A 12,675-nucleotide genomic window follows, 5' to 3' on the forward strand; every position below is an offset into this window, starting at 1 on the left:
TTTCTTTTGCGCGTCATTCAGATGTCACGCCGCTCTGGCATTCTGTTCCCATGAAATATGCTCTGATTTTCACGCTCCTCTCGACCCCGGCCCTCGCGCAGGAGGTCGATTTTACCGACCCCGCGCTGATCGGCTTTGGCGAAGAGGTCTTCACCGATTTCTGCATGGCCTGTCATGGCGAAGAGGCCTTGGGCGGCAATGGGCCAGACATCCAAGGCGCGATTCTGAGCGACGTCACGCAAGCCATTCGCGGAACGGATCAGATGGAGCCTGTCGAGCTTTATGAGGGCGAACCGGAGGCCGTCGCGGCTTATCTCATGTCTCTGGCACCCAAGGTGGCCGAGATCAAATTGCGCCTTCTCGCCGAGCGACAGCGGGGCTCAAAATAGCCCGCGCCGGACCAGATTGGCTCCCGCCACCAAGAGCACAAACAGCGTCGCACGTTTGAATTTCTTTTGATCCAACCGGTCCTGCACCCGCTGGCCCAGGATCATACCAATGAGCGCAGGCGCCAGTAATGCGGCGGAGAGCGGGATGGTCTGGGCATTCAGCACGCCAGAACGCAGATGTGCCAGCAAAAGCGTGATCGCGCCTGCGCCAAAGATCACACCGGTGATCTTGATCTGCAATTTCTTAGGCGTGTCCACGGCGGTCAGATAGGCCACCGTCAACGGCCCCCAGATGCCCGCCACGCCGCCGATCACACCGGAAATCGCGCCGAGACCCAGATCGTAAAACCCGCGATGATGGTCCGGGATATGCAGGGCGCGCCCCACCAAAAGATAGCTCGCCAGCACGATCACGATGATCCCGAGGCTCAAAAACACCACCGATTGCGGCAGGATCACGACGAGCTGCGCGGAGAGCACGATCATCACGAGCAGCGCGCCGATATAGAGCCTGTATTGTTTCGCGGCCTCGACGGCCTCCGCCGCACCGCCCCGGAGCGCCTGCCAGACGTTGGAGACGACCGTCGAAAAGATCAGCCCGGCAAGCGCCACTTCGGGTGCCAGAAAAGACCCCAGCCCAGAGATCATGATCATCGGCATGGCAAAGCCGGTCGCACCTTTGACAAATCCCGCCAAGAGCGTGATCGCAACGGCAGCGATGATTTGCGGCAGGGTCAGAAGGCTTTCGAAAGTCATACCCTCTGATAAAGGGCTGTTTTTCTCGCGTATAGGAGAAAGGAGGCTCCCCATGGGTCCAGAGCTTTTCTTTCTCGGCGCCAGTCGCGCGAAGATTATCCCTGCGACACTTTAAGTCTTATGAAAACTATATTTGAAAATATTATTGCGCTGCGACTGCGAAAGGATTAGACAAGTCCGAGACCCTCACGAGATCCTATGGAGGAGAGAATCCCATGGCGCTTGACCAACAGGAGATGACAATGCCGAACCCGATTTTGCCTGATCTTCTGGCCCTCACCGGCGCGGCTGTGGCCCCGGCAGAGGCGATTCTGGACCGGGCACGCGCCGCCTTGCGCTCCGAATTCCTCGACGGCGAGCGCGTCTCCGGCAAGAAGATCGAGGCCAATCAAACCGCCGCGCACGGGCTCGCGTGGCTTGCAACCTATGTCGAAAGCCTGCGCCAGATGCAAAAATGGGCCGAAGCCCTGACGGCAGACGGCAAGTTCGGCGAGATGGAGCAGCTCATCCACCAGATCGCTTTCGGTGAATACCTGAGCCAGATTTACGGCGGCATCCCGATGAACCAGGGCGAGATGTGTCGTCTCTCCGATCTGGGTCTGGGCCTTGTCCAGCCGAGCCATTCCGAAGTGGTCAAGCTCATGCTCGACGGCAATTCCACCGGCGCGCGCACGCGGCTTGTCGAGCTGATGCGTAACAATTCCGGCCATGCAACCTTTGGCGCTTCGGGCCTCGACGACGAATTGGAAATGATCCGCGATCAATTCCGCCGTTTCGCTGACGAAAAAGTCGTACCCTTCGCCCATGAATGGCACCTCAAAGATGAACTCATCCCGATGGAAATCATCGAGGAACTGGCCGAACTGGGCGTCTTTGGCCTGACGATCCCCGAGGAATACGGCGGCTTTGGCTTCCCGAAAGCGGCCATGGTCGTGGTCTCCGAAGAGCTGTCCCGTGGCTACATCGGCGTCGGTTCTCTGGGCACACGCTCGGAGATCGCGGCCGAGCTGATCCTTGGCGGCGGCACCGAGGCGCAAAAGGAACAGTGGCTGCCGAAACTGTCCTCTGCCGAAATTCTGCCCACTGCTGTCTTCACCGAACCGAACACCGGCTCGGACCTTGGGAGCCTGCGCACCCGCGCGGTGAAAGAGGGCGAGACCTATACGGTGACCGGCAACAAGACCTGGATCACCCACGCCGCGCGCACCCATGTGATGACGCTTCTGGCCCGCACCGACCCGGACACCACGGATTACAAAGGCCTGTCGATGTTCCTGGCGGAGAAAACGCCGGGAGATGACGAAAATCCCTTCCCCACTCCGGGCATGTCTGGCGGTGAGATCGAGGTCTTGGGCTATCGCGGCATGAAGGAATATGAGATCGGCTTTGACGGGTTCAAGGTGAAGGCCGAGAACCTACTGGGTGGCGAGGAAGGCAAGGGCTTCAAACAGCTCATGGAGACCTTCGAGTCTGCCCGCATTCAGACCGCCGCGCGCGCCATCGGCGTTGCGCAAAACGCGCTCGAGGTCGGCATGCAATATGCCGAAGATCGCAAGCAATTCGGCAAGAGCCTGATCGAATTCCCGCGCGTCTCCGGCAAGCTCGCGATGATGGCGGTCGAGATCATGGTGGCGCGTCAGCTCACCTATTTCTCCGCGTGGGAAAAGGACCATGGCCACCGCTGTGACCTTGAGGCCGGGATGGCGAAACTCTTGGGCGCGCGCGTCGCCTGGGCCGCCGCCGACAATGCGCTGCAAATCCATGGCGGCAACGGCTTTGCTTTGGAATATCAGATTTCCCGCATCCTCTGCGACGCGCGGATTCTGAACATCTTCGAAGGCGCTGGTGAAATTCAGGCCCAGGTGATTGCGCGCCGTTTGCTCGGCTAAACCAATACGCCCTAAAGCTCAAAAAGGCGGTGCCTCCTGCGCCGCCTTTTTTGCGACCCGGTCCACGAAGCGATCCCGCGCGGCGGGCAAGTCCCGATCGGACAGCTCTGCCGTGATCTTTGCCAGAAAATGCCCCGTCGTCTTGAGACCCTGCCCGATCTCGGCAAAATCCAGCGATGATTGTCCCAACAGACATTGCGGCAAGGGCAAGAGCCGATCCGCCCACTCCCCCGCGCCCTTCCGCGACACGGCGCGGCCCGTCTTGGGCGAGACGTAAATCAGATCGTCAGGCGATCCGGTCACCGCGCAGGAAGAGAGATCGAGGCCAAAGCCCAGCTCCTCCAACAACGACACCTCCCAATGCAGATAGGCCAAGGGCCACATCGGGTCGGAGCCGATCCGATCGAACAGCGCCAGACTGTCGACATAAAGATAGCCATGCGCCTCGCGCTCCGGCAAAAGCTGCGAGAGCATCGCGGTCATCGCCGTCATCCCCGCGAGCGCCATGGGATCACCCAGCACATGCGCGCGGCTTTTCACCGGTTCGAAGGTGAAACTTCCGAGATGATCTTCGATCCGCGCTTTCCAGGTCACGGCAACCTGCCCGCCCGGCTGCAAATGCGGCGTCATCTTGCGCGAGATTCCGCCCCGCACCACGCCCGCATGACGGCCGTGATCGGGGGTAAACACCTCGACAATCACCGAGGTCTCGCCATGTTTTCGGACGGAAAGGACCACCCCTTCATCGCGCCACTCGATCATGCGCCTGCTTCATCGTAGCTGAAAATACTCACACGACCCTGACCCGCCATAGGTGCAGCGTCAATCGGATAAGCCCGGCTCATCCAACAACGTGCGGCCCTGACGGTCCTCAACTTCGATGATCCAGAGATCGGGATCAAAGCTGCGTTGTTTGGCCAGAGAGGCATCCACATCGCGCTCCGCGCCTTCGGCAAGCACAGCCCAGTCGCGGCGGTCTTCCATCAGGTTGAACTCGCGTTGAAACGCCTTGGCTTGCCCGTCCAACGTGTTGAGTTTGACCATCACGGCGCCCGCGGTCGCGTCGCCTTTCTTGACGACAAAGGCCGGAATATCGGCCAGTCTGAGCCGCGTCAGATAGGCCGAGACCCAGACATCCGCCGTCAGCCGCGCCATCAGTTGCCGTCTTTGAAATCGAGCCCCATTTCGCCGTAGCGCTCGGCCTCTTCGAGCCAGTTCGGACGCACTTTGATCTGCAAGAAAAGGTGCACCTTGCGGCCCAGAAACTCCGCCAATTCCTCACGTGCCGCACGCGAAATGCGTTTGATCGTCTCGCCGCGCTTGCCGAGGATGATGCCTTTATGCCCATCCCGCGCCACGTAAATCACCTGATCCACACGGGCAGAGCCGTCCTTGCGCTCTTCCCATTGCTCGGTCTCAACGGTGAGCTGGTAGGGCAGTTCCTGATGCAGATTGAGCGTCAGCTTCTCGCGGGTGATCTCGGCGGCAATCATGCGCATCGGCAGATCTGCGATCTGATCCTCGGGGTAGAGCCACGGCCCCTCCGGCAGCTCGCGGGCGAGCCATTTGCGCAGGTCATCGACGCCTTTGCCCTTCTCAGCCGAGATCATGAAGGTCTCAACAAAGTTGCGGCGTTCGTTCATATCCTTGGTGATCGCGAGAAGTTTCTCGACGTCCACCATGTCGATCTTGTTGATCGCCAGCGCGACTTTCTGTTTCGGGTTCGAATGCTCGTCAAGTGCGGCCAAAATCGCCTCGACGCCCTCGGTGACGCCCTTATGCGCCTCGATCAAAAGCACGACGACATCGGCATCTGCGGCCCCGCCCCAGGCGGCAGAGACCATGGCGCGGTCCAGCCGACGTTTGGGTTTGAAAATCCCCGGCGTGTCGACAAAGACGATCTGGCTGTCGCCTTCCATCGCCACACCGCGAATGCGGGCGCGGGTGGTTTGCACCTTATGGGTCACGATCGATACTTTCGCGCCGACCATACGGTTCAACAACGTGGATTTTCCGGCGTTGGGTTCACCGATCAGGGCCACAAAACCTGCGCGTGTCGTTTCAGCCATTTTTGGCCTCCAGTTTGAGCAAAAGCGCCTTGGCGGCAGCTTGTTCGGCCTGACGTTTGGAATTCGCTTCCGAGCGCTCCGCCTCGCCACTTTCGAGCGTCACTTCGATGGTGAAGATCGGCGCATGATCGGGGCCCTTGCGGGCCACTTCGGAATATTTCGGCGGTTTCTGACCGCGGGCCTGTGCCCATTCCTGAAGCGCGGTTTTGGCGTCGCGGGCGTCGTCTTCGACCCGGTCGATGCGTTTACCCCAGAGCCTGCGCACGAGCGCTTTGGCCACATCAAAGCCTGCGTCGCGATAAACGGCGGCAATCACCGCCTCCATGGCGTCGGCCAGCAGAGCTTCTTTGCGCCGCCCACCCGACATCATCTCCGAGCGGCCCAGTTTCAAGACGGCACCAAGGTCGATCTGGCGGGCCACGTCGGCACAGGTTTCCTTGCGCACCAGCGCGTTGAAACGCGGCGCCAACTGACCCTCTGAGGCCGATTTGTCTTTCTCGAACAAAGCCTCCGCCATCGTCAAACCAAGAACCCGGTCGCCCAGGAATTCGAGGCGCTGGTTGTCGGGGCGGGTCGCGGACGAGATCGAACTATGGGTGAGCGCGCGCAGAAGCAATTCAGGCTGAGAGAACTCATGCCCGAGCCGCGTCTGAAACGCGCTTATATCTGCGGAAATCTTCACTGCACCGCCTTAAAGAAACGGTCTTTGCGCCAGGTCCAGAAATAGACGAGGTGTTTGCCGGCGGCCGAGAAAATCACATTGCTGACCTTGCCGACGATATATTCCTCAGGCACGTAGCCCACGCCGCCCCGTTCCGCCGGGATACGGCTGTCGGCGGAATTGTCGCGGTTGTCGCCCATAAAGAAATAGTTGTTCGCGGGCACCGTATAGACCTGTGTGTTGTCGACGCCCGTGGTGCGGATATTCAGGATCGAATGCTGACGCCCGCCCGGCAGGGTCTCGATATATTTCTCTTTGACACAGTCGCCGCCTTCGCCGGGCGTATTTGTGCAGGCTGGAGGACGCCCGGCGGCGCCTTGTTTTTCATAGGTCTCGACGAACGCACCATCGGGAGTCTGCGGGACCTCTTCCCCATTGAGGAAGATCACGCCATCGCGCATCTGGATGCGGTCGCCCGGCAGGCCGATCAGGCGTTTGACAAAAGTGCGGTGCTCGGTCGGGTGTTCGAACACCACGATGTCGCCACGCTCCGGCTCAGAGCCGAGGATGCGACCAGAGATCGGGCAGAGGAAATTCACGATCTTCGGGCAAGACCATTGCGAATAGCCGTAGCTCATCTTGTTGACGAAAAGAAAATCGCCGATCAACAGCGTGTCTTTCATCGAGGACGACGGGATAAAGAACGGCTGGAAGAACAGCGTGCGGAAAATCCCGGCGATCAGCAGGGCATAGACCACTGTTTTGATGGTTTCGGTCAGGCTGTCCTTGGCACTGCTCATCTTCTCGTCCTTTGGGGAAACGGTTTTACGCTTTAGCGGGATATGAAAGGCGCGCGGCAGGGAGTCAAGGCAAACGCCCGTGAAGGCGGGGTTTTACACCGCTTAGACTGTGCAAACTCGCCTTATTTGTCCTTCGGGCGGGCTTCTATCACCACAAAGGCCTGCGCCCAGGGGTGATCGTCGGTCAGCGTCACATGGATGATCGCCTCATGGCCCGGCGGCGTCATCTCCTCGAGCCGCTCTTTGGCCCAGCCCGTGACCTCCATCACCGGCTGTCCGGTGGCGAGGTTCTTGACCGCCATGTCTTTCCACGAAATCCCCATGGCGAGGCCGGTGCCCAGAGCCTTGGAACAGGCTTCCTTCGCAGCCCAGCGTTTCGCGTAAGTCCCCGCAACGTCGCGGCGACGCTCGGCCTTGGCCTGTTCGACCTCTGTGAAAACACGGTTTTTGAACCGCGCACCAAAACGTTCCAACGTGCCGGTGATCCGGTCGATATTCGCAAGATCTGTGCCGATGCCGAGGATCATGTCAGGCTCCAGACTGCGTTATCCGCGCGCTTCATCCATCAAACGGCGCATTTCCTGAATGGCCGGGATAATGCCGCGGAAAATGGCTTCGCCGATCAAGAAATGCCCAATGTTCAACTCGGCAATCTCAGGCAGCGCCGCGATAGGTTGCACGGTGTCATAGGTCAGCCCGTGGCCGGCGTGGACCTCAAGCCCCAGAGAGTGCGCAAAAGCCGCCATCTCGGTGAGGCGTTTCAACTCGTCGTCACGTTCGGCAAATTTGCCATCCGCATGCAGATCGCAATAGGCCCCTGTGTGCAATTCGACGACGGCGGCACCGATACGATGCGCGGCCTCGATCTGCGGTCGATCAGCGGCGATGAAGATAGACACGCGTGACCCGGCGTCGCGCAAGGGCGCAATGAAATGGGCCAGACGGTTTTCCTCGCGCGCCACTTCAAGCCCGCCTTCGGTGGTCCGCTCTTCGCGCTTTTCCGGCACGATGCAGACCGCGTGAGGTTTGTGACGCAAAGCAATCGCCTGCATCTCGTCCGTGGCGGCCATCTCGAAATTCAACGGCACGGAGAGGTTCGCGACCAGCGCCTCGATGTCCGCATCCGTGATGTGGCGGCGATCTTCGCGCAGGTGCGCGGTGATGCCGTCCGCCCCCGCCTCTTCGGCCAGTTTCGCGGCCCGCACCGGGTCCGGGTAGGCCGAGCCGCGCGCGTTGCGCACGGTGGCGACGTGATCGATGTTCATACCGAGGCGGAGTTTCTGGGTCATGGTTTCGTTCCCAATCAAAATCGTTTGGCGCGGACAATAACCTGCGGGTCGCGAAAGAAAACCGACAAATCCTGATGGGCGCGATCAAGACCTGTGCGGGGCTGCCCGGTTACGGTTTCTGAGCCGCTTTTTGCGCCTGTTTCTTGCGCCGCAACTCTTCGAGCTTGGCCTTGAGCTTGCCGCGGCGCCGGTTTTGATAGACCGTCACCATCGGCAGAATGACGTAATAAGCCACGGTGCCCGCGATGATCCCAGGAATGATGCCACCGACCAGATAGGGCAAGAAAATCTCATGCCAGAACCGGATCAGCGCATCCCAATTGGCATCGCGATCCGTGAACAGCGCCAGAAAATTGCGCCAGAAATCATCGGCTGCGTCGAAAAACTTGCCCGTAAAACTGCGCTCATGGTGGTGATCGAACGTCGTGCCGAGCAGGAAGTGGCCCATTTTCATCGAGATCACGCCAATCGGCACATAGGTCAGCGGGTTGCCGACAAAGGTCGCCAAAAGCGCGGCGATAACATTGCCCCGCATCAGCTTGGCGAGCAGAAAGGCGATGACGAAATGCAGGCCGAAAAAGGGCGTGAAGACCGCGAAGACGCCGGCAAAGACGCCGCGCGCAATTTTATGAGGGGTGTCAGGCAGACGGTGAAGGCGATGTTTGAGATACTGTGCCGCCCGCCCCCAGCCGCGTTTGGGCCAGAGGGATTGCGCAAGCCATTGAAGTGGCTTTAGCTTTTCCCGGCGTTTGAAGACCACATCATCCTCTTGGCCCCATCAGGGGCGTCTGTCCAAATTCCTGTATCTGCGCACCCGTGCCACTTCGCTTTCGGCCTCAAGCGCCAGCATCACCGCATGCAGATGTTCCACGTCGCGCAGGTCCACATCTACGATCAAACGGTAAAAGTCGGGCTTACGATCGACGAAATTCAGGTCCGAGATATTGGCCTTTTGCTCCGCGATAAGCGTGCAGATGCGGCCCAAAACCCCCGGATCGTTGGAAATCGTCAAATCCAAAGACACGGTATATTGCGGTGCGTGCGGCCCGGCGTGCCATTGCAGATCGACCCAGCGATCCGTTTCCGCCTCAAGCTCTTCGAGCGACGGGCAATCGATCGCGTGGATCACCACGCCCTTGCCGCGATAGGTGATGCCGACGATCCGTTCGCCCGGCACCGGCTGACAGCATTTGGCACGATTATAGGTCTCGCCCTCGGAAAGTCCAAGCACCGCGCGTTTCGCGTCAATCGCCCCGCTTTCGCGCACAAGCTCCGGGTAGACCGCCTTGACCACATCGGAAGCAGTAAGTTCCGCCGAGCCCAGACGCGCCAAAAGCGCCTCGGTGTCGGCCAGAGACATCTGTTTCGCCGCCGTCGCCAGCGCCTTTTCAGAAGCCTTTTTGCCGACATGTTCGAAGGCCACGCGGGCCAGTTCACGCCCCAGTTTGACAAAGCGTTCGCGGTTCTCTTCGCGCAAAGATTTGCGGATCGCCGCCTTGGCGCGGCCCGTCACCACAATGTCGAGCCAGGTCGCCTGCGGGCGCTGGCCTTCGGCGGTGAGAATTTCCACGCTCTGACCGTTTTTCAACCGGGTCCAAAGCGGCACGCGGATGCCGTCCACCTTGGCGCCGACACAGCTGTCACCGATGCGCGTATGGATCGCATAGGCGTAATCCAACGGCGTGCCACCTTTCGGCAGCGACACCACCTCGCCTTTCGGCGTGAAGGTGAAGACCTTGTCGGAATACATCTCCAGCTTGACGTGTTCGAGGAATTCGGAGTGATCCTCGGCGTTCTCGAACCGCTCGGTGAGCTGCGCCAGCCATTTCGTCGGATCGACCGCAAAGGGGTTCTGCGCGCGCACGCCGTCGCGATAGGACCAATGCGCCGCAACGCCGGATTCCGCGACTTCGTGCATTTGCCGCGTGCGGATTTGCACCTCGACGCGTTTTCCGTCCCGCCCCGAGACCGTGGTGTGGATCGAGCGATAGCCGTTGGATTTCGGCTGGCTGATATAGTCCTTGAACCGGGTCGGCACCGCGCGCCAGCGCTGGTGAATCACGCCCAACACGCGGTAGCAATCCATCTCGGTCTTCGTGATAACGCGGAAGCCGTAAATATCTGACAGACGGGAGAAACTTTGCTGTTTCTCCTCCATCTTGCGCCAGATCGAATAAGGTTTCTTGGCGCGCCCGAAGACGTCGGCCTCGATGCCTTCTCGGTCCAGCTCCGTGCGGATGTCGTTGGTGATCTTGTGGATCACATCGCCGGTTTCGCGTTGCAGCAAGATAAAGCGGCGGATGATCGAATTGCGCGCCTCGGGGTTGATGACGCGGAAGGACAAATCCTCCAACTCCTCGCGCATCCACTGCATCCCCATACGCCCCGCCAAGGGCGCATAGATGTCCATGGTCTCGCGCGCTTTTTGGAGCTGTTTCTCCGGGCGCATCGACTTGATCGTCCGCATGTTGTGCAGACGGTCGGCGAGTTTCACGAGGATCACCCGCAGGTCTTTCGACATCGCCATGAACAGCTTACGGAAGTTCTCCGCCTGTTTGGTCTCTGTCGACGACAGTTGCAGGTTGGTGAGTTTCGTCACCCCGTCCACGAGCTCCGCGATCTCTTCGCCGAACTTGCGCGCGACCTCTTGGTAAGAGGCGCGGGTGTCCTCGATCGTGTCATGGAGCAAAGCCGTGATGATCGTCGCATCGTCCAGAGACTGTTCGGTCAGGATGGCGGCGACGGCAACGGGATGGGTGAAATAGGGTTCGCCGGAGCGACGAAACTGCCCCTCATGCATCTCGCGTCCGTAGGCATAGGCCTCGCGGATCAGATCGGCATTTGTCTTGGGGTTGTAGTTGCGGACCAGCGCGATCAGGTCTTCGACGTCGATCATTTTGGTCCGCGAACTCCGTGAATGGGGGCCACCATGAAAACCATGCGGCCCCGCATCTTAATTTTGCCCCTGCGCTTCCATCAGCGCGCGCAGCAGTTTCTCTTCGGACATATCGTCCTCGGCCGGTTTGTCGGCCTCTTGACCCATCAACAGAGCCATTTGATCGTCTTCCGGCTCATCGACCTCGATCTGGGTCTGATGGCTTTCGATCATCCGCTCGCGCAGCGCGTCTGCGGATTGGGTCTCTTCGGCGATTTCACGCAGCGCCACAACCGGGTTCTTGTCGTTGTCACGATCCACGGTCAGCGGCGAGCCCGCGGCAACTTCGCGCGCACGGTGGGCGGCGAGCATCACGAGCTCGAAGCGGTTCGGAACCTTGTCGACGCAATCTTCAACGGTCACGCGGGCCATGGGATCTCCAATCGTTTGGACAGACATAGAATGCGTCAGGACGCATTTGTTCAAAGGCTCTATTTAGGGGCTCAGCCCCCTATTGACAAGCGCCCTTTCCCCTTAATTCACGCGGATTTCAACCCCGGACATGGGTTTTACCTCGGTTTTCTCGCTCTCAGGCCGGGCGGCAAGCATCTCAGATATGGTTTGACCCAAAAGCGGATGCCGCCAGTCAGGCGCCAGATCGGCAAAGGGAATCAGCATAAAGGCCCGGTCCTGAATGCGCGGGTGCGGCAGAATAAGCTGATCAGGCGCACGCACCGTTTGTTCAGACAGCGGCAGATCAATCCAGGCCTGGACCGAGCGCGCGTCGGGGCGCACCTCATCCGCATAGGCCAAAAGATCCAAATCAATCGGCCGTCCGGCCCAGCGGGTCTTGCGCACCCGGCCCAGTTCCGCCTCAATCTCGTGCAACACCAGCAAAAGCGCCTCAGGCGGGCCATCGTAGATCACTTCCGCCGCGAAGTTCACGTAATCCGGCCCAGCCCCCGCGGGGAAACAGGGGGTCTCGTAAATCTGGCTCAACTGCGTGACCGTCACGCCCTTTGCCGACAACGCATGCAACGCCGCCTGCAAAGTCTCCATCGGCGTGCCGGTTTCAGAGGGCAAATTGGCGCCAAACGCGATCCATGCGCGCATTTTCGCCCAGTACGAAGGAGTCTCTCGCGCCACGCTATGGTCCGCCCTATCTTTTTCGGCAAGTTCAGCTTTGACGCATTTCATACTATTGAGCAGGACAGAAAGCCAAGAACAACTGACTGTCCCTTCGGATATTGCTGTGGGGGCTGTCCAAAAAAACAAAATATAAAGGACCTTTATATGTTTTATAAAGATGAGCGCCTTGCTTTGTTCATCGACGGGTCGAATCTTTACGCAGCGGCAAAATCGCTCGGGTTCGACATCGATTACAAACTGCTCCGACAGGAATTCATGCGCCGTGGCAAATTGCTGCGTGCGTTCTACTACACCGCCCTGCTTGAAAACGATGACTATTCGCCGATCCGCCCGCTGGTCGATTGGCTGAATTACAACGGGTTCACCATGGTCACCAAACCGGCCAAGGAGTTCACCGACTCCATGGGGCGGCGCAAGATCAAGGGCAACATGGACATCGAGCTTGCCGTCGATGCGATGGAATTGGCGCCGCATGTCGATCACATCGTGCTCTTCTCCGGCGACGGCGATTTCCGTCCGCTGGTCGAAAGCCTGCAACGTCAGGGCGTGCGCGTTTCTGTCGTCTCCTCGATCCGCACCCAACCCCCGATGATCGCCGATGAGCTGCGTCGTCAGGCCGATAATTTCATTGAGCTGAACGATCTCAAAGACGTGCTCGGGCGTCCGCCGCGCGAACCGCGCGACGATGACAGCTACGACAACTGAGTTATGAAAGCCCCCGCCGTCTCGGTGGGGGCTTTTGCTTTTCGGGTCATTGAACTCACGCGCGTTCACCGCTACCTCTGGAACGGATCAGGA

At 59.6% G+C, this 12,675-nt stretch carries 15 protein-coding genes; 3 read left to right on the forward strand and 12 right to left on the reverse strand.

The features are described from left to right. Nucleotides 1-50: 50 nt before the first annotated feature. Nucleotides 51-389, forward strand: a complete 339-nt coding sequence (locus tag HCZ23_RS06250) for a c-type cytochrome (protein WP_167600869.1) — start codon at nucleotides 51-53, stop codon at nucleotides 387-389. Here HCZ23_RS06250 and HCZ23_RS06255 read toward each other — a convergent pair. Continuing rightward, nucleotides 381-1,145 (reverse strand): sulfite exporter TauE/SafE family protein, encoded by a 765-nt coding sequence (locus tag HCZ23_RS06255; RefSeq protein ID WP_167600870.1) that lies wholly within the window; start codon nucleotides 1,143-1,145, stop codon nucleotides 381-383. The two genes, HCZ23_RS06250 and HCZ23_RS06255, sit on opposite strands and share 9 nt — an antisense overlap. Before the next feature lie 215 nt (nucleotides 1,146-1,360). Between HCZ23_RS06255 and HCZ23_RS06260 the strand changes: the two genes are divergently transcribed. Beyond that, a complete protein-coding gene (locus tag HCZ23_RS06260) occupies nucleotides 1,361-3,034 on the forward strand; it encodes an acyl-CoA dehydrogenase family protein (RefSeq protein ID WP_167600871.1) in 1,674 nt (557 codons plus the stop codon). An 18-nt stretch (nucleotides 3,035-3,052) separates the two neighbouring features. On the opposite strand, the gene recO is transcribed toward HCZ23_RS06260, so the two are convergent. The 11 genes from recO to folK form a co-directional block, all read right to left on the reverse strand. Next, a complete protein-coding gene (gene recO / locus HCZ23_RS06265) occupies nucleotides 3,053-3,796 on the reverse strand; it encodes a DNA repair protein RecO (RefSeq protein WP_167600872.1) in 744 nt (247 codons plus the stop codon). Between the two features lie 60 nt (nucleotides 3,797-3,856). Continuing rightward, nucleotides 3,857-4,192 carry a DUF1491 family protein gene (locus HCZ23_RS06270; RefSeq protein ID WP_167601373.1) on the reverse strand — a complete coding sequence of 112 codons (336 nt, stop codon included), beginning with the start codon at nucleotides 4,190-4,192 and terminating at the stop codon, nucleotides 3,857-3,859. Continuing rightward, entirely contained in the window at nucleotides 4,189-5,103 is a 915-nt protein-coding gene (gene era, locus HCZ23_RS06275; protein ID WP_167600873.1) for a GTPase Era, read from the reverse strand. The genes HCZ23_RS06270 and era overlap by 4 nt, the downstream gene beginning before the upstream one ends. After that, nucleotides 5,096-5,785, reverse strand: coding sequence for a ribonuclease III (gene rnc / locus HCZ23_RS06280; protein WP_167600874.1), 690 nt, complete (start codon nucleotides 5,783-5,785; stop codon nucleotides 5,096-5,098). The genes era and rnc overlap by 8 nt, the downstream gene beginning before the upstream one ends. Continuing rightward, complete coding sequence (lepB, locus tag HCZ23_RS06285) at nucleotides 5,782-6,564, reverse strand: signal peptidase I (protein WP_167600875.1); 783 nt, start codon at nucleotides 6,562-6,564, stop codon at nucleotides 5,782-5,784. Before lepB ends, rnc begins: the two co-directional genes overlap by 4 nt. A gap of 122 nt (nucleotides 6,565-6,686) precedes the next feature. Continuing rightward, complete coding sequence (gene acpS / locus HCZ23_RS06290) at nucleotides 6,687-7,091, reverse strand: holo-ACP synthase (protein WP_167600876.1); 405 nt, start codon at nucleotides 7,089-7,091, stop codon at nucleotides 6,687-6,689. Between the two features lie 18 nt (nucleotides 7,092-7,109). Further along, on the reverse strand, nucleotides 7,110-7,853 hold the full coding sequence (locus HCZ23_RS06295; RefSeq protein WP_167600877.1) for a pyridoxine 5'-phosphate synthase: 744 nt from the start codon (nucleotides 7,851-7,853) through the stop codon (nucleotides 7,110-7,112). A 109-nt stretch (nucleotides 7,854-7,962) separates the two neighbouring features. Continuing rightward, nucleotides 7,963-8,613, reverse strand: coding sequence for a DUF2062 domain-containing protein (locus tag HCZ23_RS06300; protein ID WP_167600878.1), 651 nt, complete (start codon nucleotides 8,611-8,613; stop codon nucleotides 7,963-7,965). Between the two features lie 18 nt (nucleotides 8,614-8,631). After that, nucleotides 8,632-10,749, reverse strand: coding sequence for a bifunctional (p)ppGpp synthetase/guanosine-3',5'-bis(diphosphate) 3'-pyrophosphohydrolase (locus tag HCZ23_RS06305; RefSeq protein WP_167600879.1), 2,118 nt, complete (start codon nucleotides 10,747-10,749; stop codon nucleotides 8,632-8,634). A gap of 57 nt (nucleotides 10,750-10,806) precedes the next feature. Next, a complete protein-coding gene (gene rpoZ, locus HCZ23_RS06310) occupies nucleotides 10,807-11,160 on the reverse strand; it encodes a DNA-directed RNA polymerase subunit omega (RefSeq protein ID WP_167600880.1) in 354 nt (117 codons plus the stop codon). Nucleotides 11,161-11,262: 102 nt separating this feature from the next. After that, nucleotides 11,263-11,841 carry a 2-amino-4-hydroxy-6-hydroxymethyldihydropteridine diphosphokinase gene (folK, locus tag HCZ23_RS06315; RefSeq protein ID WP_167600881.1) on the reverse strand — a complete coding sequence of 193 codons (579 nt, stop codon included), beginning with the start codon at nucleotides 11,839-11,841 and terminating at the stop codon, nucleotides 11,263-11,265. Nucleotides 11,842-12,021: 180 nt separating this feature from the next. Here folK and HCZ23_RS06320 point away from each other — a divergent pair, with 180 nt between their 5' ends. Then, nucleotides 12,022-12,582: an NYN domain-containing protein gene (locus HCZ23_RS06320; RefSeq protein ID WP_167600882.1), complete on the forward strand. Its 561-nt coding sequence runs from the start codon at nucleotides 12,022-12,024 to the stop codon at nucleotides 12,580-12,582. Nucleotides 12,583-12,675 lie beyond the last annotated feature (93 nt).

This window comes from Celeribacter sp. HF31, from assembly GCF_011806455.1.
GTDB lineage: Bacteria > Pseudomonadota > Alphaproteobacteria > Rhodobacterales > Rhodobacteraceae > Celeribacter.

Bases quoted from the DNA above. Each gene is read 5' to 3' on its own strand.
- HCZ23_RS06250 (WP_167600869.1), top strand. From the start codon at position 51: ATGAAATATGCTCTGATTTTCACGCTCCTCTCGACCCCGGCCCTCGCG.
- HCZ23_RS06255 (WP_167600870.1), bottom strand. From the start codon at position 1,145: ATGACTTTCGAAAGCCTTCTGACCCTGCCGCAAATCATCGCTGCCGTT.
- HCZ23_RS06260 (WP_167600871.1), top strand. From the start codon at position 1,361: ATGGCGCTTGACCAACAGGAGATGACAATGCCGAACCCGATTTTGCCT.
- recO (WP_167600872.1), bottom strand. From the start codon at position 3,796: ATGATCGAGTGGCGCGATGAAGGGGTGGTCCTTTCCGTCCGAAAACAT.
- era (WP_167600873.1), bottom strand. From the start codon at position 5,103: ATGGCTGAAACGACACGCGCAGGTTTTGTGGCCCTGATCGGTGAACCC.
- lepB (WP_167600875.1), bottom strand. From the start codon at position 6,564: ATGAGCAGTGCCAAGGACAGCCTGACCGAAACCATCAAAACAGTGGTC.
- acpS (WP_167600876.1), bottom strand. From the start codon at position 7,091: ATGATCCTCGGCATCGGCACAGATCTTGCGAATATCGACCGGATCACC.
- HCZ23_RS06295 (WP_167600877.1), bottom strand. From the start codon at position 7,853: ATGACCCAGAAACTCCGCCTCGGTATGAACATCGATCACGTCGCCACC.
- HCZ23_RS06305 (WP_167600879.1), bottom strand. From the start codon at position 10,749: ATGATCGACGTCGAAGACCTGATCGCGCTGGTCCGCAACTACAACCCC.
- rpoZ (WP_167600880.1), bottom strand. From the start codon at position 11,160: ATGGCCCGCGTGACCGTTGAAGATTGCGTCGACAAGGTTCCGAACCGC.
- folK (WP_167600881.1), bottom strand. From the start codon at position 11,841: ATGCGCGCATGGATCGCGTTTGGCGCCAATTTGCCCTCTGAAACCGGC.
- HCZ23_RS06320 (WP_167600882.1), top strand. From the start codon at position 12,022: ATGTTTTATAAAGATGAGCGCCTTGCTTTGTTCATCGACGGGTCGAAT.